19 protein-coding genes and 1 tRNA gene are annotated in these 18,615 nt (G+C 69.7%); 4 read left to right on the forward strand and 16 right to left on the reverse strand.

Annotated elements, in window-relative coordinates; all coding sequences use genetic code 11:
- Positions 1-34 precede the first annotated feature (34 nt).
- The 3 genes from I6A60_RS32170 to I6A60_RS32180 form a co-directional block, all read right to left on the reverse strand.
- Positions 35-415 carry a lipopolysaccharide assembly protein LapA domain-containing protein gene (locus tag I6A60_RS32170; protein WP_203021067.1) on the reverse strand — a complete coding sequence of 127 codons (381 nt, stop codon included), beginning with the start codon at positions 413-415 and terminating at the stop codon, positions 35-37.
- Positions 416-605: 190 nt separating this feature from the next.
- Positions 606-881: a GlsB/YeaQ/YmgE family stress response membrane protein gene (locus tag I6A60_RS32175; RefSeq protein ID WP_203021069.1), complete on the reverse strand. Its 276-nt coding sequence runs from the start codon at positions 879-881 to the stop codon at positions 606-608.
- Between the two features lie 267 nt (positions 882-1,148).
- Positions 1,149-1,562: an ATP-binding protein gene (locus I6A60_RS32180; protein ID WP_203021071.1), complete on the reverse strand. Its 414-nt coding sequence runs from the start codon at positions 1,560-1,562 to the stop codon at positions 1,149-1,151.
- 620 nt (positions 1,563-2,182) lie between these two features.
- Between I6A60_RS32180 and I6A60_RS32185 the strand changes: the two genes are divergently transcribed.
- Complete coding sequence (locus I6A60_RS32185) at positions 2,183-2,575, forward strand: VOC family protein (RefSeq protein WP_203021073.1); 393 nt, start codon at positions 2,183-2,185, stop codon at positions 2,573-2,575.
- 94 nt (positions 2,576-2,669) lie between these two features.
- Here the strand turns inward: I6A60_RS32185 and I6A60_RS32190 are convergent, their stop codons facing one another.
- The 5 genes from I6A60_RS32190 to I6A60_RS32210 all read right to left on the reverse strand — a co-directional run bounded on the left by I6A60_RS32190 (position 2,670) and on the right by I6A60_RS32210 (position 6,882).
- The gene (locus tag I6A60_RS32190; RefSeq protein ID WP_203021075.1) at positions 2,670-3,785 is read right to left on the reverse strand and encodes a flotillin family protein; all 1,116 of its coding nucleotides are present in this window, start codon (positions 3,783-3,785) and stop codon (positions 2,670-2,672) included.
- Positions 3,786-3,800: 15 nt separating this feature from the next.
- The gene (locus I6A60_RS32195; protein ID WP_203021077.1) at positions 3,801-4,034 is read right to left on the reverse strand and encodes a hypothetical protein; all 234 of its coding nucleotides are present in this window, start codon (positions 4,032-4,034) and stop codon (positions 3,801-3,803) included.
- A 185-nt stretch (positions 4,035-4,219) separates the two neighbouring features.
- Positions 4,220-5,164: a fumarylacetoacetate hydrolase family protein gene (locus I6A60_RS32200; RefSeq protein WP_203021079.1), complete on the reverse strand. Its 945-nt coding sequence runs from the start codon at positions 5,162-5,164 to the stop codon at positions 4,220-4,222.
- 14 nt (positions 5,165-5,178) lie between these two features.
- A complete protein-coding gene (locus tag I6A60_RS32205; RefSeq protein WP_203021081.1) occupies positions 5,179-6,144 on the reverse strand; it encodes an MBL fold metallo-hydrolase in 966 nt (321 codons plus the stop codon).
- Positions 6,145-6,432: 288 nt separating this feature from the next.
- Positions 6,433-6,882 (reverse strand): PPOX class F420-dependent oxidoreductase, encoded by a 450-nt coding sequence (locus tag I6A60_RS32210; protein ID WP_203021083.1) that lies wholly within the window; start codon positions 6,880-6,882, stop codon positions 6,433-6,435.
- A gap of 496 nt (positions 6,883-7,378) precedes the next feature.
- On the opposite strand from I6A60_RS32210, the gene I6A60_RS32215 reads away from it, so the two are divergent.
- A tRNA-Thr gene (locus I6A60_RS32215) sits at positions 7,379-7,454 on the forward strand.
- An 814-nt stretch (positions 7,455-8,268) separates the two neighbouring features.
- On the opposite strand, the gene I6A60_RS32220 is transcribed toward I6A60_RS32215, so the two are convergent.
- The 5 genes from I6A60_RS32220 to I6A60_RS32240 all read right to left on the reverse strand — a co-directional run bounded on the left by I6A60_RS32220 (position 8,269) and on the right by I6A60_RS32240 (position 13,675).
- Complete coding sequence (locus I6A60_RS32220) at positions 8,269-9,714, reverse strand: hypothetical protein (protein WP_203022055.1); 1,446 nt, start codon at positions 9,712-9,714, stop codon at positions 8,269-8,271.
- Entirely contained in the window at positions 9,711-11,033 is a 1,323-nt protein-coding gene (locus tag I6A60_RS32225; RefSeq protein WP_203022056.1) for a hypothetical protein, read from the reverse strand. Before I6A60_RS32225 ends, I6A60_RS32220 begins: the two co-directional genes overlap by 4 nt.
- Before the next feature lie 203 nt (positions 11,034-11,236).
- Positions 11,237-11,599, reverse strand: coding sequence for a hypothetical protein (locus tag I6A60_RS32230; protein WP_203022057.1), 363 nt, complete (start codon positions 11,597-11,599; stop codon positions 11,237-11,239).
- Positions 11,600-11,661: 62 nt separating this feature from the next.
- Positions 11,662-12,864 carry an ImmA/IrrE family metallo-endopeptidase gene (locus I6A60_RS32235; protein ID WP_203022058.1) on the reverse strand — a complete coding sequence of 401 codons (1,203 nt, stop codon included), beginning with the start codon at positions 12,862-12,864 and terminating at the stop codon, positions 11,662-11,664.
- On the reverse strand, positions 12,857-13,675 hold the full coding sequence (locus I6A60_RS32240; RefSeq protein ID WP_203022059.1) for a hypothetical protein: 819 nt from the start codon (positions 13,673-13,675) through the stop codon (positions 12,857-12,859). Before I6A60_RS32240 ends, I6A60_RS32235 begins: the two co-directional genes overlap by 8 nt.
- 159 nt (positions 13,676-13,834) lie before the next feature.
- Between I6A60_RS32240 and I6A60_RS32245 the strand changes: the two genes are divergently transcribed.
- Entirely contained in the window at positions 13,835-14,314 is a 480-nt protein-coding gene (locus I6A60_RS32245; RefSeq protein WP_203022060.1) for a tol-pal system YbgF family protein, read from the forward strand.
- The gene (locus tag I6A60_RS32250) at positions 14,311-15,060 is read left to right on the forward strand and encodes a 5-formyltetrahydrofolate cyclo-ligase (protein ID WP_203022061.1); all 750 of its coding nucleotides are present in this window, start codon (positions 14,311-14,313) and stop codon (positions 15,058-15,060) included. Before I6A60_RS32245 ends, I6A60_RS32250 begins: the two co-directional genes overlap by 4 nt.
- 171 nt (positions 15,061-15,231) lie before the next feature.
- Here the strand turns inward: I6A60_RS32250 and I6A60_RS32255 are convergent, their stop codons facing one another.
- The 3 genes from I6A60_RS32255 to I6A60_RS32265 form a co-directional block, all read right to left on the reverse strand.
- The gene (locus I6A60_RS32255; RefSeq protein WP_203022062.1) at positions 15,232-16,005 is read right to left on the reverse strand and encodes a sulfite exporter TauE/SafE family protein; all 774 of its coding nucleotides are present in this window, start codon (positions 16,003-16,005) and stop codon (positions 15,232-15,234) included.
- Between the two features lie 276 nt (positions 16,006-16,281).
- Positions 16,282-17,571 carry an MFS transporter gene (locus I6A60_RS32260; protein WP_203022063.1) on the reverse strand — a complete coding sequence of 430 codons (1,290 nt, stop codon included), beginning with the start codon at positions 17,569-17,571 and terminating at the stop codon, positions 16,282-16,284.
- 8 nt (positions 17,572-17,579) lie between these two features.
- On the reverse strand, positions 17,580-18,615 hold a 1,036-nt coding region (locus I6A60_RS32265), incomplete at its 5' end, for an NAD(P)-binding domain-containing protein (protein WP_203055772.1).

Genomic DNA, 18,615 nt, shown 5'->3' on the forward strand with positions numbered 1-18,615 from the left:
TGTGTTGGCTCAACGTCATCATTGCCGCTGGAAGTCAGGGCCCAACCTGGGCCGGTGGTGCCTGGGCCGGCGGCGGTATCTGAAGATCGGCGTCGCGGTGCCGGCGTGCCACCCGGCGCAGCTGGACCATGCGGACGATTCCGGGAATGGCGACCAGCAGCGCACCCGCGACCGCGGCGAACAGCATCGCCACCGCGAGTGGCAGGTGGCCGTGGGAGCCCAGGAACGACACCTTGACCCGCTGGCCGTTCTGCAGAATGAAGATCAGGAGGAACAGGAGGACGAGGGCGAACAGGATGACCGCCGACCAGACCTGACTCGTCCGCGTGGAGCGCACGACATGCTGCTGGACGACGGGCGGCGTTACGGCTGGCTCGGGCGGCCGTGGGTCCGGCACCGGGTCGACTGTTGTCATACCGGCCCCTTACCCTCGTTCCGTCCGGTTAGCCCGCTTGTGGGCCTTCTCGTCTGGTCTGGTCCGGGTCTCGTCCGGCGGAATCCTCGGGCGCACGCGAAGGGCGGCTGAGCTGCCTTCGAAGGCACCTCAGCCGCCCCGGCGATCAGTCGTTCGGGTGGGCTGACGGGGATCGGTGTCGCATACCTCGTCAGCGAAGGACGCGGCGGTGAGTCGCGGCCCGGTAGACCAGCAGCACGACGATCGCGCCGATGATGGACCCGACGATCCCGGACGGCTGCAGGGCACCCTCGTTCAGATCCTTGCCGAAGATGAGGTAACCGAGGAATCCGCCGAGAAACGAGCCGACGATGCCGAGGACGATGGTTCCGACCCAGCCCATCGGGTCACGGCCGGGCACGAGGAAACGAGCAATCGCGCCGGCGACCAGGCCGAGCAAAAGCCAGAAGATGATGGTCCAGACCACGGGAGCCTCCAGGTAGACAAAGCATTTTCGACGATCACCCGTCGTGATTTCGGAAGCTTTATGCCACCTTGTCGCGGCACCCAAACACACAAGTTCCCGGAACCCGCCGCCGGGGATAGGACCGGCCTCCGCGACGCCGACGAACTCCCGGATCGACGCGCGGAGAGCGAGTCGTCACGTCGCGTATCCGAGGTCGGTCGCGGAGCCGACGGCCCAGGTGAGAGGCCATGCCGGCGGTCGGGCGGCCGAAAGCCGCAGCTCGTCCCGTCAGCCAGTCGGCGGCGGCGAGTTGGTCGGCGATGCCTGGGAGATCTCGAACCACACGGTCTTTCCGCCGGAATGCCGCTGGACGCCCCAGCGAGTCGCCAGCGCGTCGACCAGCCCGATGCCGCGGCCGTTCGTGGCGTCGGGCCGAGCGGGAACGACGACGGGCAGGCGGTCGGTGCTGTCGGTGACCTCGACGCGGATAATGCCCGGAGAGACCCGGATGACCAGGTGCGCGGGTGGGCCACCGTGCACAATGGCGTTTGTCACCGTCTCGCTGGTGAGCAGCACGGCGGTCTCGCGGGTGTCGGCGGGGAGGTTCGTTTCCCGGCACAGCCGGAGCACCGCGTAGCGCGTGCCGCGAATCGCCGCTGGATCGGGCGGAATCCAGAACTCCTCGGCCAGCTCACTCTCCATGTGGGGAGCCAGTGTGGCAGCCGGGAGCCACGGCACCGGGACGTGGCCTGTCGCGTTCCCGGTAACCCGGGACGCGCTGTGCGGGTGAACATTTCTCGCGTCGAGTCATTGCCTTCCCCCGATTTCCGTGTGCCGTCCTCAGCCATCGGCTGAGGGCTATCGGCTGAGGGAACCGCGGGGGAACGTATGTCCGATTTCCCGCCTGTTGATGTTGTGCGTCGCCTCGGATCTACCCCACTGTCGATCGCCTAACCCAGGCTTCTCATCCAGAGATCTGCTGGGCACCGCCTCGGGGTCACCGATATCCACGGCGCCCCTGCACTCCGTCCACGGAGACTCTGGCGGGTGCGCCGAGCAGGCGGTCGAGGTGATGGGCGAGGGCCTGGCGGGCGTCCGCCTCGGACCGGGTGCCGGCGAGCAGCGCGGTGCCCAGGTCGGTCGTCAGGGCGAACAGGATCGTGGCCTCGTGGGTCGGTGACGCGGTGGGCGGCAGCAGCCCGTTCTCCTGGCGTCCCCTACGAAGGGTTGCCGGTCGGCCGAGAATCGTCGGTCGCGCAGCGGTGAGTTTCGGGGTGGCGCCGGGTCGTATGTGGTGTCATCACAACCTCAGGAGGTGCGGTATGGCGCTCACGGCTACCCGGATCGGCACGATCAGCCTGGTGTGTGTCCCGACGGTGGAGCAGGACACCGCGATCGCTTTCTACGAGTCGCTGGGCTTCGAGAAGCGGACCGACACGCCGTTCGGCGGCGGTTACCGGTGGGTGGAGCTCTACCCACCGGTGGGCTCGACCGGCATCGCGTTGGCGCCGCCGCCGCCGGGGGCCGGCGAGCTGACGCCCGTGCTGACCGGGATCACCCTGTCCACCGACGACATCGACGCCAGCCACGCGGCGATGAAGGCGCTGGGCGTGGATGTGGACGCCGAGGTGTCGCGAATGGGCGACCCCGTTCCCCCGATGTTCTGGTTCCGCGACCCAACCGGCCACACGTTGATGGTGGTCGAGCAGAGCTGACCCCGGCGGTGGGCCGGCGAACGTGGGCGACGCCGGCGGTGACGACACCAGACTCCGAGTTCGGGCGTCCGCGAACGAGGTCCGCCGCTCGCGGTCAGCCCAGCTCGGACGAGGAAGCCTTGCCGTCGTAATCCGGCTGCCCGATGCCGGACCGTAGCGCCTCGAAGATGGCCATCCCCTGGCCGACGAGTCCGCTCGCGATGTCGCTGATGCCTTCGGCGCCGTTGAGGACGGTGACGTTCGCGCCGGCCAGGCCGGACGCCGCCTGCTTGACGATCTCGGGCAGCTGGTCGATCAGCATCCGGTCGAGCGCGACCCGGTTGTAGGACGCCGCAGCCTCGGCCTGGATCTTCATCTTCTCGGCCTCGGCGAGGGCCAGGATGCGCACCCGCTCGGCCTCCGCCTCGGCCGGCCGGACGACCTCGGCGACAAGCTGCTGCTGGCGCAGTTCCGCCGCGCGCTGGGCGAGCTCGGTCTGGGCACCGATGACCTCCCGCTGGACCTGCGCCGTGGCCAGCGGCCCGGCCTGGGCTGCCTCGGCCTGTGCCTTGTCGATCTCGGCGCGGTACTGGGCCTGCACGACGGCGGTATGCCGCGCGTACTCGGCCTGCTTGCGCTGCGACTCCTGCTCGGCCTCGGCCGCCGCCTGGTTGGCCTGCGCCTGCGCGATCTGGGCCTGGCGCTGGATCGCCGCGTTGTGCGGGGCCGCGATCGCCGCGATGTAGCCGAGCCTGCCGTCGTCGATGGACTGGATCTGCAGGGCGTCGACGGTCAGCCCGATCCGCGCCATCTCCTCCTTGGAGCCGTCAAGCACCTCGGTGGCGAGCTTCTGCCGCTCCTGGATGATCTGCTCGACCGTCATCGAGCCGATGATCGAGCGCAGGTGGCCGGCGAAGATCCGTCCGGCCAGCACCGACATCTGGTCCTGGTCGGAGAGGAAACGCTGGCCGGCGGCGACGATGGACTCGGGGTCGGGCGCGACCTTGAAGGCGATGACGGCGCGGACGTTCAGCGCGATGCCCTGGTGGGTCACGCAGGTCTCGGCGACCTCCGCCTCGTACATCGACAGCGAAAGAAAACGCACCTTCCGGAAGAACGGCATCACGAAACCGCCGTGCCCGGTGACGACCCGGAACGGCGACTCGCCGCGGTGCTTGCCTCCCGAAATCAGCATCGCTTCGTCGGGCGCGGGGACTCGATAGCCGAACATGAGGTGCTCCCTTTGTCAGCAATCAGACTTGAGTGCCAGGGTGTCCGTCCAGGGCACCACATCGACGGTCCGAGGCCCTCGTGTCCCGATCACGAGGACAGATGTGCCCTTGGGGAGCGGATCGTCGGACCAGGCGAGGTAGGTCTCGACACCGCCGCGCACGCTCACCTGCACCTCGCCGGCACCACCGGGGCCGCGAGTCGCGACGGTGACATTGCCGGCGCGGCCGATCACTGCCGGGTCGCCCACCGCGCCCACCTCCTGCCGGCGCCGAGGCGCATGGCCTACCTCGATCAGCTATACACCCATACCGAACGGAATGCGCCATGGCGACCCGGCTCGGGTTCTCCAGCCGCGCCAACCGGCGCCGCGACCCGGACCACGGCGTGCTCCCCCAGCCCCATCCTCACCCCGCCGAGTCGAGTCGGCCTCGGTCATCCACGGCGTCGGGCCGGCGGGATCGGCACCGGGTCCGTGCCGGCCGTGATGCGGGTGGTCAGAGCGCCCAACTGCTCGACGCTGACGGTGACGAGGTCGCCGGGTCGCAGCGGCGCGTGGGCGTCAAAGCCCTTTCGGCCCCACAGCTCGGCCAGGCAGCCGCCGCCGCACGTACCGGAGCCGAGGACGTCGCCGGGCCGGACCTCTGTGCCACGGGAGGCGTAGGCGACCAGGTCGCCGAAGGAGAACGCCATCGAGGACAAGCGGTCCTCACCGACCAGCTCGCCGTTGATCTCAACGGTCATGGCCAGGTCGTAGGTAGTACCGGCTGCCCAGTCCTGGAGCTCGTCCGGTGTGACCAGCATCGGTCCGAGCGTCGTGGCGGTGTCCTTGCCCTTGGTCGGGCCGAGCCGGACCTCCATCTCGGCGAACTGGAGGTCCCGCGCCGACCAGTCATTCATGATCGTGTACCCCGCGATGAAGGACTCGCCCTCTTCCGGGGACACGTCCCGGCCGGTGCGGCCGACAACCGCCGCGACCTCGAGCTCAAGGTCGAAAAGGTGGCAGCCGGGCGGCACCGGCACGTCGTCGTGCGGGCCGCGTACCGCGTAGGGGTTGGTGAAGTAGAAGGCCGGAGCCTCGTACCACCGTTCGGGGACCGTCGCGTCGCCACCCAGGAGGAGGACCCCTTCGAGGTGCCGCTCGAAGGTCATGAAGTCCCGGACAGTGGGCGGCGCGGGCAGCGGGGCGCGCAGCCGGAGGTCCGAGTACGGCCGCACGGCGCTGGGCGACGCGAGCGCCCGCTCCCCGGCCTCCCGCAGACCGTCCTCGGCACGAAGCAGATCCAGCAGCGTGACGCCCGACGGCAGCGCATGCACCTGGCCGTCGGCGAGCACACCGACGCGGTCGCCGTCGGCTTCGACGTAGGTCACGAAACGCACGGAGTCGCCGCCGTTCAGACGGACGTCGGCATGGGGTGACCGAGCCAGGTCACCGCGTCGCAGAGCGCCGCGACCAGATCGATCTCCTGGCCGGCCCGATCCGCGTAGTCGCGGTGCAGGTTGAGCACCAGCCGTTCGGCGTCCGCCCAGCCGGCGAACTCGCCGAGGTCCGCGTCTCCCGCGACCTCAAGCGGCGTCGCGCCGCGCGCGAGACCGCCTTCGCCCAGCGCCAGGACGAACTCGAAGTACCGCCGGTGCTCGTCGAGAACACGGCCGATCTCCCCGCCGGCCAGCACCGGACCGTGACCGGGCACGATCACCTCCGGCTCCAGGTCGGCCAGCCAGTCGATCGCGGCCAGCGCTCCAGTGACCGAGCCCATGAACACCAGCGGGGTCAGACCAGCGAAGACCAGATCTCCGGCGAACAGGACGCGATCGTCGGGAAGCCACGCGACGAGGTCACCGGTCGTGTGCGCCGGACCGCCGGGATGGAGCAGATCCACGCGCCGCTCGCCGACGTACACGGTCGTCGAGGCCGTGATCGCGACGTCGGGCAGGCGTCGCTGGATCGGCCCCCAGTCGGGCACCGGCGCCCAGAACGCCGGGCAGCCGTCGATGATGAAGTCGGTGCGCAGGCCCTCCCGCATCTCCTCATGGCCGATCAGCACCGTCGCCGCGGGCAGGAGACTGTTGCCGTAGGTGTGGTCGCCGTGCTGGTGCGTGTTGACCGCCATCCGGACCGGGGCGCCACTGGTGGCGTCGGCCAGGGCGGTGAGAAATCGCTGGGTGCGGTCCGCGGTCGCGCAGGTGTCGATGACCAGCAAGCCCTCGGTTCCGCCCACCGCGCCGGCGTTGTTGACCCACCATGACCCGTCCGGCTGGACCCAGGCGTGCACGCCCGGCCTTACCTCCTCCAACCGCGCCGCGTCAGGCGCGGCGGCCGGGTTGCGGTCGGCAAGCTGGTTGGGTGGTGTCGGCATGTCATCGCCTGCCCTTGGTGACGTCGGTGTCAGAGCGGCCGCGGAGCGCATCAGCTCCCGCCGAGCGCCAGGGTCGCCGACACCCAGCCGAATCGGTCGCGATCGCTGGGTGTCCCTGATCTCAGCCTAGGTCGGCACCGGCGCACGCGCCGCGACTGGGTCCGCGCCGAGTCCGGGGCCTGATCAGCCGACGGCTTCTCGGCCGCGTCGCCCGCCGGTCCCGATCAGGCCTGGTCGCCACGGTCCGGGTCTCAGGGGCCAGGGGCTGGTGGTCCGAAGCGGCGAGGTTCAGGCGCCGGCCGCTACGGTGCGGGCCCGCAGGCCTTCGGAGTCTGGGTCGAGCCCCCAGGACAGGACCCGGCGCGGGTGGATCCGAATGACCTCGTGGCTCAGCCAGGACTGAGGCGGTTCGATGTCCGTGACCGCCTCGGCGGTGCCACGAATCTCGACTCCCCGCACCTTCCACGGGTCCACCGAGGCGATGTCGTCGACAACTAGCGAGACCACGCCAGTCGCCGCAACATTGCGGAACTTGCGGGAGGCGCCGAGGTTGTAGCCGTAGACCTCGACGATGCCGTCCGGGCGGACCTGAAAGCCGACCGGCGAGTTCTGTGGGCTGTTGTCGGGCGCTACGGTGGCGAGCCGGCCGAGCCGCTGGCTGGCGAGGTAGCTGAGTTCGCTCTCACTGAACACCTGGGAGCCGGGTGCGTTGGTGGCGGGGACGTCGGAGACGGTCATGGCCTCCAGGCTGCAACCTCAACTGCACTTGAGGTCAAGCCGCTCAAGGCCCGCGATCGACGCCCCATCCGCCCCATCCGCCCCAGCGGCGCCAGCGGCGCCAGCGCCGTGACCGCCAAGGTCCGCCCGTCGCCTTGATCGCCGTTTTCACCCTCCGGTGGCTGCGAAACAGACCCGGTGACGACCACCGGAGGGCCCAAACGGCGATCAGGGGACGCCGAAACGGCGAACCATGCCGGAGGCGGCACTTGTTCGATCACCGGTAGGTTCCCGACCGCCGACGGCCCGCCTTCGCGCGAGCTGCGGTGACGTTACGTAACGGCGCGAGCCGGTTGACGGTGACGACCGGCAGCGTCGCGGTCCAGTCGATGTGTGGTCATTGTGTGCTCATACCGAACGACACAGTCGAAAGGCCGGACACCGCCCGCCAGGACCCAGAGCCCGCCACCTGGGCAGACAGGCAGCCCGCCACACGATCCGGTACCCTCAAAGCGTTGCCGGTGTGGCGCAATTGGTAGCGCACTCGACTTGTAATCGAAAGGTTAGGGGTTCGAGTCCCCTCACCGGCTCCATCAACATCCCGCTGACCTGCGGGTATGTGATTCTGGTTGTAACTTTTTGCAGCCATGATCGCGGATGTGTGCTCATTGTGTGCTCATTCCGCACGACCGTGCCATGGTCCATGATCGTCAGGGTCGAGAAAGGGTCCAGGTTGTCTCGACTCCCGGCCTGTTCTCTACCGCAACAGTCGCTACGATCCGTAGTCGTTGCCGGTGGGCGAGGTTGCGTCGAGGCGCCCGCCCTCGCTGGGCTCGCGTGGCTTTCGGTGGTGTGGGCTTCGCGGCTGAGATTCTAGTTCGTGTTGCCCTGTCCCGAGGGTCGTGCTGTGGCCGGCGGAGCCTGGCACATCGCGAACCCTGGGATCGCGGCGGCAACGGGCGGTGATCCACGGTCCGTCGTCGGTGCCGAGTCGGGTGTAGTGCCTGTCGGTGTCGGCGGGTGCAGGCTCGCGTCCCCAAGTCCCGGCTCGTGGCGTACCGGGTCCGCTGGCAGTCCGGCGGCCTGGTTGGGGCACGGACCTGTGTTTCGGGGGCCGCCGGGCCGTCTGGCGCGCCCGACGGCCCGGGCCGGGGCGGGGCTGTGGCATGCCGCTGGTCCCTGCGCGACCGGCGGGGTGCGACCGGCATACGGGCGCCAGCTGGCCGGTCACCCTGCCGCGCAACCCACGGCCGCCTCGAGCTTGACATCCCCGATCGGCCGCTCACAGCCGGCGATCCGAGCGGCCCAGACGCATCGACCGGACCCCGGTGGCCTACGACTATCAACCAGCCACCTGACCAGTGGAACCGTGTAGTTGGACCTTTCAGGCCGTCCGCAGTGCACAGGTCAGATGTAGAACTTGAACTGGGGCAGCGGTTCTCGGTCGTCGGGAATTTCGCGCATGATCTCCCCGACGAGGCGTGAGAATTTGATCGTGATGGGCAGGAGTCCGCCGAGTGCCGCCGAGTTCCAGTTGAGCTTGGTGAGGGCGAGGACCTCCCGGAGTAGAACTTCGCGAGGCGTGTCCTGGCCGATGTGGTCGGCGACCTGGAGCGGCGCTGGCACGTGCATGCCGTGGAACTCGCCGAGGGCTGCGAGGTAGCCGGTGGTGTAGAGGTAATCGAGGTCGCCGATGGTAAACCTGGTGCCGCGCAGCGGTGGGTACTTCGACATGGTGATGAGGCGAACTGCGCTCTGGGCCTCGAGGGCCATGAGGTCGTAGCGCCGCACGCGTGACTCGATGGCGGCGTGGAAGCCCTCGCGTTCGTCAGGCCAGTACCGGGAGGTCTTGTGGACGACGATTCGGGACGGGGTCTGGTGCATCTGGCGCTCGTACTGGTCGAGGACTCTGGTTACGAGGGCGTTGGCGTCGTCGGCGGTCAGATGCGGTGACCTGCTGCCGGTCTTGTCTGGGTCCCAGTCGAAGTCGTGGCCTCGCAGGACGAGGCCTTCACCGTGTTCGTCGAAGGCTTGGATCAGGCTGGTCTGCATGGTGGAACCCCTGGCGCCGAGTGGCCGGTAGAAGCCGATGCCGACGTAGCAGGTGCCTGCGGCCAGGCCGTGCGGGCTCCAGGGGTAGCCGCCCGCCTTGCAGTACATGGCTGTGAAGAAGTTCCAGGCGATCCTGGAGGCAGGGGTCCTGTCGCGCCCGTCCATGGTGGCTTCGCGAAGGATCTGCGTCGGGATGCGGTACTTCATCGCGATGGCTTTCAGCGCGCGGCGCAGGTCGCGGTGCACGGTGCCGGTCTCCGCGTTGGTGTAGTCCGCCGTGCCGCACTTGGTGACGATCTCGTCGGAGATCGCGATGAGGATGTACTCGGGTGGGCTGTCGCGTTCGGCGAGTAGTTGTAGCTTGTCCTCAAGAAGCCGCAGGAGCGTCTCGAACCGTTCTCTCGGTGACTCGATCTCCAGGATCTTACGCAGTTCGGACTGGCCCAGTTCCTGGTTCCACGGGTCGGCGAATTCCAGCTGGGAGAAGAACCCGCGGTCGGGCATCCAGCCGGGGAACTCGGGGTTCTTGGGATCGCCGTTGACCCCGGCGGCCTGGCTTTCCAACCAGCGGCGGGCGGTGCTGATCTGCTGGGCGCGTCCGATGATCCCGATCCGGAGCCGTCCGGGGTGGCGGCCCGTCGACGTGAGCGAGCGGGGGCCGTACCGAGCGATGCCAGACTTGGGGTCGACGTGCAGGCCGTCATCCGCGAACAGCAGGAGCGGCTCAGGAAGGTAGTCGGTGTCGATCAGGAGCGGCCGGGTGGCCGACGTTCTCGGCGGGCCGGGTCTGGCGATGGTCACGCGGTCACCTGACCGTCGCTGACGGAGTTGTCCCAGATCGCTATGTTGTCGGTGCCGTCCGCCTCGTCGTCTTCTTCTGGGAGCTGTTCGGCCTCGGCCCAGCTGGCCTGGTCATCGAGGTATTCGACGTTCCTGAACGGTTTGGCGTGTTCCTCGGGTATGCCGGGCCACCGCACGGTGCCGCTGCCCATCGAGGTGGCGATCACCAGTTGCTGGGCGGACACTCCGAACCCGAGTGTGATCGTCGGGGTGGACCGGCCCAGGAAGCCGCGCCAGAACTGCACCTCCCCGAGGAGGTCGTAGTTGTACATCCGGGCCTTGGACCGTGTGACGCGTCGGCCGATGTTCCGCGGGTCGAGGGCGTGGAGGCCGTCGGAGGTGACCCGCAGTTCGGGGCGGATGCTCAGCAGCCACGTGGTGGGCGTGGCCTGGATGAAGCGCAGCGCCACGGCGCGGTGCAGCCAGTAGTCGCGGGGCTCGCCGGTGCTCTTCTTCTTCGGCTGCCAGACGACGCTGCGGGTCGCCTTCTGCATGTTCAGCGGTCGGTAGGTGACCTCCATCGGTGTGCCCGGCTCGTCGGCCTCGAAGTAGTACCGGTGGTGGTCCCGGTCGAGGCGGAGTCCGAGCCGGCCGGTCAGTTTGTTCAGGCACCGGTTCAGCAGCGCGAGGTACCAGCCGAGCCGGTTGGGCTCGGCGTACCACTCCGTGGTCAGATGCTGCTCGGTCTCAGCGGCGGTGATCACGTGGGCGAACGGCCCGTCCGCGTCGCGCAGGTCCTGGAACGCCCACAGGCAGCCCCCTCGGAGGACGAACGGCGCGGCCATCGCGTCGGGGAGGTTCTTCGGCTGGATCTCGGCCTCCCTGGCCGCCGTGCAGGGCGCGCCGTAGATGTACCTCGGCATCTGCTGGACCGGCAGGAGGTTGCTGTAGACCGTGTCCTGCCGAGCCGGTGGTAGCTCCGTGGTCACGTTGTGACGGCCGTGCAGCGCGCGCTCGACCCGGGCCTCGTGGTCGTCCCTCATGGCCGTCAGGCGGGCGACGGTGTAGGTCGCGTCCGCCCCGTCGGAGTCGATCAACTGGTGATGCTGATTGCACAGCAAGATCAGGTTGGGATACAGGTTCCGTTCCACAGGTGTCAGTGGCGAGTCCCCGCGTGGGCCGTTCGGGCTCTCGGCGACGATGTGCGCGATCTCGCCGAGGACGATGACGGGATCGTCCGGGGTGCCTTCGGCGGTCAGCAGCAATCCGCAGCCAGGGAACGCACACACGTTGCCCGACCGCTGGAGCAGCCTGCGCTGCTGAGCCAGGGGGACAGCCACCTCTTCGCCTCCACTGTGCCGCTTCGCGCGGCTTCCTCGTTGCGATGGGAACCACAAGCTCCCGAATGCGCCCGTCACGGACGGTGTGTCGCACGGCGGCCTAGGCTCGGCGGTGCCGCATGCACTGGCCAGGGAGCCGGGGATGCCTTGATCGGTGACGCGGACGCGTCTCCGTCTAGGGTCTGACTGCGGGCGGTTACTCGTCACTCGCGAGCTGATAGCGGGTGGGCCCCCGAACCGACCGCAGCCATCCATTCACCGAGCTGCCACGCTTCGCTGGTCGGCGTTCGGACGATCTCCGCGAGCCCCTGGAATCGATCCGCGGATATCGTCTGCGTGCCATCCAGGGCACCTTCCAAAGCCGCGCTGAACAGTCTTGCAAGCTCGTCGAACTGTCGCCCGATCGCGGTCACCGCCCGACTGACCTCGACCTCGTCGAGCAACTCCGAGTCGATCGCTATCCGTGGATCATCGACGATCCGCCCAGCTGCTTCCTCCGGCGATATCTGGACCGTCAGTCGCGCTTCTCCCACTGGCAACACCCCCGACGCCAGCCAATTGATCAAGCCTTCAGGATAGAGCGCCGGTCCGACAGTTCCGACGCGCCGATCTTGCACCGACGATCATGTCAGGGTTGGCCGGCGAGCAAACGCAGGACGGGTCGCTGCATCTCGATGCCAAGCATCTGGCGGACTCGTGGAACGGTCCAGGCGAGTTCTCGGGCTAGTTCGGTGATGGTCAGCCCGTGGTCGCAGGCGAGGTCAAATGCCTGGGACAGTAGCGCGGGCAGTTCGCCGGGGTAGCCGGCTGGTGGTTCGGCGGCGAAGCCGGGTTGGCCCTCGAGGCTGTGAAGGCGCTGATAGGCGCGGCTGGCGGAGGAGTCCGATAGCAGGCCGAGCTCGCGGCAGCGGTAGACCAGGGACTTCACCGACACACCCCAGGCGGAGCGCAGTTGTGAGAGCCGGTGCAGGTCGGCCCGGGCCGGCAGCTCAGGCAGGATCGACTCTCGAGGTGTGAGGAACTCGGCAGCGAAGGCGTCGGCTTCGCGTTCCTGGGTGATGTCGCCAGGGGTGGCCTCGCCGTGCACGACGAGATGACCCAGCTCATGGGCGGCGCTGAAACGGTGGTTGTACACGTCGTCTGTCCGGTTGGGCGTCAGCACGATCACCGGGCGGGGAAGCCGGGGGGTGGAGAAGGCGTCGACTGACCGCATGTCGTCGTCGCGCTGCGAGGTGTGCACAACGATGCCGTGCGCCTCCAGGCGCCGCACCAGGTGAGTGATAGGCCCGGTGCCGAGCCCCCACGCGGCGCGCAGGGCTTGGGCGGCTGCTGCCGGGTCAGTGGGCAGTTCGGTGCCGGGGTGGACCTCGCCGCCTGTAAAGCCGGGTAGGTCGACGGAGGGTAGCCGCACCCGCTTCTCCAGCGCGTAGGCCAGCTCCCAGACCTGCTCGGTGAGCGCAATGGCCTTCGCTCGCTGGTAGGAGCGGGTGTTGCGCAGGCTGCGGAAGTGCGCGGCCGACGAGTCCAGGCGTACATACGGAGGCCGTGTCAGGAAGAAGGCCAGAGGCACGTCGAGGACCTCGGCCAGCCGTGGCAACAGGTCCGGGCGGGGCCGGTTGGTGCCCATCTCGTACTGACTCACCGCTGCCGGGGTTACCCCTAGTTCGTCGGCGAGGCGCCGTTTGGTCATTCCGGCGAGATGGCGCGCCTGGGTCAGTCGGGTGGAGTCGAACGCCTCATGTACCTCGACCGGTGTGGGTTGCCCGGCGCCCGTGCGTCCCGGGCGAGCGCTGGGCGTGGCGAACAGGGGCGGCTGGCTGTTCTTACTCATCGCCGTCTTGCGCCACGCGGGTGGCCTCGTTGTCGGCCTCGGCAGACGGAAGGGGCGCGGGCTCGGCACGAGGAGTGACACTCAGTGGCGGCAGATCGCCCTGAGCGAAGCCCGCCGCGGTGCTGTCCGTTCCGGTCATCCGGAGGTCAGCACGACGTCCGTCGGCCGCCTTCGCGGCTCCGACGCTGAGATCGAGCCGCTCGGGCGACCAGACCATGGTGCCGTCGTCTTCCAGGGAGACCGGCGTTCCCCACCAGGCCGCCAGCACCTCGTCGCTGTCCGCGTTGGCCACGAACGCGACGTAGACCACCACCAGGTTCTCCGCCTCGGCCGCCGCGGCGGCCTCGGCCACGGTCGGCTCGGTTGGACCTGCCGGCGTCTCTTCACCGCTGGGCAAGTCGAACAGAGTCGGGGCCGGTGGCACGCCGTTCTCCCGTGAGACCTGGCGGGGGATCTTGTTGGGCAGTTTCGCGCGGTCGATCGGCACGTTGAGCGACGTCGCATGCCGGAAGGGGATCAGCACCCGCCCATTGACCACCGCCAGGCTGTACGACGCACCCTTGGGCTTGTGCGCCCGGTAGCCGGGCAGGTCAGCCAACCGGAGCTGCTCGACGACGAAGTTGTAGCGCAGCGCCCACATGCTGCCGTAGGCACGCCTGTCTCCCGCGCCCTCGCGCTGGGCCATCTCCTGTACGACACGCGCCGAGCGCTGGGCGCGGACCAGCCCGGCGGCCACGTCACGCGCCACCTTCGCCGCGTGCTCGCCGAACTGCGCGGCAGCCCACCGCGACGACGCGACGTCGCCATCCATAGCCCCTCCAGAAGACAGCCTGCTTACTGATCGGGGATCAACATATCATCCACGCTTAACTTTCCTGCGTCGGAGGCCCACTACGGCGAGGGCTTGCATCACCGGGAGGCGACATCGCTGGTATCAGCGACGAGGCCACCCGCAAACTTGCGGATCGGCGTGATCCGGCTGAGGGGCTGGGTGCGCGCCCAGCCGCAGCCGTCTCAACAGTCCCGTTCCTGCGCCTGGTGCATCCACTTCACAGGACGTACGGGTGGGTGCCGGAGGGAGGCGTTCCACCTGATCTCCCCACACGACCTGCCCCGGATGGCGGGCGCCTGCCATCTCGCGCTCGGCCGACCCCAACGCGCGGAATCCCTCCTCGCGAGCATCGGCGCCGGCTCCCCGGCGGAGTCGAAGGCGGACGCGGTCATCCTGGGCAACCTCGCGCTCGCGCACATCCGTCAACACCAGATCGACCAGGCGTGCGCGGTCCTCGCCCAGACCATCAACCTCGTCGCAAGGACCTGGAGCGGCGGCAGCCTCACCCTGATCTTCCAAGCCAGACGCGAACTCCAGCAATGGCCCGACCAGCCCGCAGTCCGCGACGTCGGCGACCGAATCCTGGACCTCATCGACCCCGCCGGCAGGCCCCTATGACCGTGGAGAACGCGAAACAGGCCGCGCGGATCAAGGTGTGGGACCTGTTGGAACGTGCCCGCGCGGCGCCGCCCGGCGTACACGGCCACATCCCCGACTTCACCGGCTCCGACCAGGCCGCCGACCGGCTCGCCGGACTGCCCGTATGGCGGGATGCCGCAGTCGTCAAAGCTGTTCCCGACCGGGCCCAGTTGCCCGTACGCGCCCGTGCCCTGGCCGACGGCAAGCTGCTGTACATGGCGGTACCCCGCCTTGCCGCCCCGCTGCCGTTCTGCGAGCTAGACCCGGCCACGCTTACCGTCCCGCCGGATGAGGCGGCGTCCCACCAGGCGGCGGCCCGCCTGGGCCGCCTGGTTGACGTCAGCGCGATGCGGCCGGTCGACCTGATTGTCTGCGGGTCCGTCGCGGTCGACCTCCGGGGCGTCCGCGTCGGGAAAGGCGCCGGCTTCACCGACCTCGAATTCGCCCTCCTGCAGGAAGCCGGACTCATCACCCCCACGACCACCATCGCCACCACGGTCCACGACCTCCAGGTCCTCGACGAGGAGCTCCCCGCGTCTCGACACGACGTCAGCGTCGACCTGATCGTCACTCCCACACAGGTGATCGCCTGCCGGGACGCCCACCGACCGACCGGCCTCCACTGGGACGACCTCACCGACGACACGATCGCCGAAATCCCGGCGCTCGCCACCCGGAGGGCAGCGACCAGGGCAGCCGCCGACCCGCGCGAGGCACGGTCCTAGGACGCGGGAACGTCAAGCCGGGTGCGGCGGGACGGTGGTCAGCTCTCCCGACCGCCGGCAGGGGCACGATCTGACCCAAGGGGGACTCGACCTCAGTCCAGGCGGCGAGAGAGCTCACCTGCCGGCGGCTACCGGTACCGAGCCTGCCTTGTGACGACCCGCTGGCGCCCACTAGGCGGCTTCGACTAGGTAGAGGGCGGCGAGGGCGATCGCGAGGCCGCCGAGGACGAGTCGTAGGGCGGTGTTGGGAAGTCTGGTCTGGAGCCGGGCGCCCAGGTAGCCGCCGGTGAGTCCGCCGGCGCCGCAGGCGAGACCGAGGGCCCAGTGGGGAGCGATGTTGCCCGGTGTCGTCAGAGCCAGAACGCCGTAGGTCGCTGCTCCGGCGATTGAGGTGACAAACGTGGAGGCCAGGGTGGCGGGCGCGACCGTGGCGACGGGCATGCCGCGGCCGACGAGGATTGGGCCGAGGATTGATCCGCCGCCGATGCCGTAAACGCCTCCGACGAATCCGACGGCCAGCGCGACCAGCGTGACGGCCCTGGTCCCGGGATGCGAGGGGTCGTGCTGGCGTGGGGTTCGCAGGGTGCGGGCGCATAGCCAGATGCCGAGGGGCAGCAGTAGGCAGGCCAGCAGCAGGCGAAACAGGGCCGCTCCTGGTGCGTAGCGGACCCGCACGATCGCGCCGAGCACGACCCCGGGCAGTGTGCCCGCGACCAGCCGGCGCGTGAGCGCGCCGCCGAGTTGCTTTTGCTGGTGGTAGCGCAGCAGTGATCCTGGTGTGGCGATGACGTTGTAGATCAGGTTCGTTGGGGTCACGGCCGGGCTCGGGACGGACAGGAGGTCGAGCTGGACGGGCAGCAGGAACACCGCACCGGAGACGCCGACCGGCGCCGTGACCGTCGCGAGTACCAGGCCGGCCACGAATCCGAACACGATCGTGACCAAAGCCGGCTGGCTCCTCCTCACCGACACGCCCGACTCGCCCGTCTGGGCAGCTCGTCGCCGACCATTCCATAGCCCGGCGAACAGCGCCTGTCTCGGAGGCGTCGCGTCGCCGCACACGACACGCGAGACGGTCCCCGAGAGACCGTCTCGCGCGCCTGGACGGCAGACCGCCCGCCGGAGTCAAGCAGGGGCGACCGGCGGCTGATCCTCTAGAAGCGGCCGCAGCGAGCCACACCGGAGGGCCTCGCCTTTCGCTCGGCAGGCAGCCTGGCGCCGTCACGCCGCGGCGGTGTGACCTTCCGGGGCAGCGCCGTCCGGGCGGTTCTGGACAGAGACGGCAGCGTGGGGCCGGGAGGTCGCGGCGATGGCCAGTGCGGCGCCGAGTCCTCCGGCGGCGGCGAGGGTGACGAACAGTAGTGGGTAGCTGCCCATAGCTGCGGCGAGGGCGGCGCCGATGCTAGGGGCGAGGGCGGTCGCGGCGGTGAGGGGGGCGTTAAAGACGCCGTTGAGTCGGGCGAAGCGGGCGGTTCCCCACAGGTCGGCGACGATCGTGGCTTCGACGAGGGTGAACATGCCGCGTATTGCTCCGACGAGCGCGGCGACTGCTACCAGTGCGAAGCCCGGTCCGGGCAGGGTGCCGAGGATCAGGGTTGCGAGGCCGCCGGCGCCGATGACCGTGGCGGTGCGGCCTCGCACGGTCAGTCGTGCGGCCAGCGGTCGGTAGCAGAGGCGGCCGGCGACCTGGCCGACGCCGCCGAGGCCGATCGCCCAGGCGGCGAGGGTCGTGGACAGGCCTCGGCCGGTCAGCAGGGGGACGAGGTTGACCACGACGGCGTAGAGCGCGAACGCGCTGAACGTCAGTGCTGTGACGAGCAGCAGGAACTCGCGGCTGGCCAGCACCCGACGATCACTGAGCCGGTCCGCCGTGTGGCTCCCCTGCTCCTGGCTGGGGCTGGCGTGCTGCTCGGGGCGCCAGGGTGGGCTGAGTGCCCAGGCGTGGGCGGGGATCGTGATCGCGGCGAGGATCGCGGCGAGGACGAGGTAGACCTCGCGCCAGTCCAGGTGGCCCGCGAGCGTGGCGGTGAGCGGCGCGAAGATCGTGCTGGCGAAGCCCGCCGCGAGGGTGAGGGTGGTCAGTGCGCGTACTCGGTTGGGTCCGTACCAGCCGGTGAGCGCGGCGAAGGCGGGTGGGTAGAACACCCCGGCCATCGCGACGCCGGCTATCAGCCAGGCGGCGAGGAACCAGCCATACGACGGCGCCTCGGCCACTCCTGCCAGGGCGGCGACGGCCAGGGTCGAGCCCGCGGTCATCACCGGCCGCGGGCCGTGCCGGCCCAGAACGCGCCCGACCGGCACGCCCGCGACCGCGCCCAGTAGGTTCCCCGCCGAGAACGCCGCGGTCACTGCCGTGCGCGACCAGCCGGTGTCGGCGGCGATGCTCTGGGCGAGGACGGGGAACGCGTAGTAGAGCACGCCGTAGCTGACGATCGTGGTCACGCACAGCGCTGTCAGGGCCCGCCGGGGACCGGCCGCCGCGGGCCCCGCTGCGGTGGAGATGTCGACCACCAGCGCACCTATGCTGACGCCGGAGCGCGGCCGATCGAGAGCACCTCGACCGGTGGCGCGCAGCAACCCCCGCCGCCCTCGGCTCCCGCTGGGTCGTCCGCCAGACCGCCACCGGAACAGACGCCGGTGTTCGGGAGGGTCAGCTCGACGCGGGCGGCGGCCTGGTGGTCGCCGGCGAGTGCGGCGACGACGCTACGGACCTGTTCGTAGCCGGTCATCGCGAGGAACGTCGGTGCCCGGCCGTAGGACTTCATCCCGACCAAGTACAGGCCCTTCTCGGGGTGGGCGAGCTCGCGGGCGCCGTGCGGCATGACGGTGCCGCACGAGTGCACGTTGGGATCGATCTCGCCAGCAAGGCGGACCGGGGCTTGCAGGATCGGGTCGAGGTCCAAGCGCATCTCGGACAGGAACGACAGGTCCGGCCGGAACCCGGTCACCGCCACCACCCGATCGGCCGGCGGCAGACTGCGGCCGTCCTCGGCGAGCAACACGACCCGCCCGTCCCGCAAATCGACCCGCTCCACGCGGAACCCAGCGACCAGATCGACCAGCCCGTCATCGACCGCCTGGTGGGAGCGGACCCCGAGGGCACCGCGGGCGGGCAGAGCGTCGGCCGCACCGCCGCCGAACGCGTCGCCGACCGTGCCGCGCCGCAGTACCCAGCTGATCCGCGTGCCCGGCACCTCGCGGGCGACCGCGGCGAGGTCGATGACCGCGGTCATCGCCGAGTGACCACTCCCGACCACCACCACATGCCCTCCGGCCAGGGCCGCGACCTGCGCGGGAGTCGGAGGCAGATAGGACAGCACACCGGCGGCGACCGCCGCCCGCTCGCCGAGCGCGGGCAGACCGTCCGCGCCGGCCGGGTTGGGCTGGCGCCAGGTCCCCGACGCGTCGATCACCGCGCGGACCGTGTGACGCGTTTCGACGCCGCGTGCGTCGACGGTGTGGATCATGAACGGTGCTCCGTCGCGGTCCGCGCTGACCAGCCGGTCGCGGCCCTGCCGGGACACCCCGATCACCCGCGTCCCGTACCGGACCCGG

The organism is Frankia sp. AgB1.9 (assembly GCF_016786355.1).
GTDB lineage: Bacteria > Actinomycetota > Actinomycetes > Frankiales > Frankiaceae > Pseudofrankia.

Coding starts and splice junctions, on each gene's coding strand:
- I6A60_RS32185 (WP_203021073.1), top strand. CDS start 2,183: ATGGCGCTCACGGCTACCCGGATCGGCACGATCAGCCTGGTGTGTGTC.
- I6A60_RS32235 (WP_203022058.1), bottom strand. CDS start 12,864: ATGAGTAAGAACAGCCAGCCGCCCCTGTTCGCCACGCCCAGCGCTCGC.
- I6A60_RS32180 (WP_203021071.1), bottom strand. CDS start 1,562: ATGGAGAGTGAGCTGGCCGAGGAGTTCTGGATTCCGCCCGATCCAGCG.
- I6A60_RS32210 (WP_203021083.1), bottom strand. CDS start 6,882: ATGACCGTCTCCGACGTCCCCGCCACCAACGCACCCGGCTCCCAGGTG.
- I6A60_RS32205 (WP_203021081.1), bottom strand. CDS start 6,144: ATGCCGACACCACCCAACCAGCTTGCCGACCGCAACCCGGCCGCCGCG.
- I6A60_RS32240 (WP_203022059.1), bottom strand. CDS start 13,675: ATGGATGGCGACGTCGCGTCGTCGCGGTGGGCTGCCGCGCAGTTCGGC.
- I6A60_RS32190 (WP_203021075.1), bottom strand. CDS start 3,785: ATGTTCGGCTATCGAGTCCCCGCGCCCGACGAAGCGATGCTGATTTCG.
- I6A60_RS32250 (WP_203022061.1), top strand. CDS start 14,311: ATGACCGTGGAGAACGCGAAACAGGCCGCGCGGATCAAGGTGTGGGAC.
- I6A60_RS32170 (WP_203021067.1), bottom strand. CDS start 415: ATGACAACAGTCGACCCGGTGCCGGACCCACGGCCGCCCGAGCCAGCC.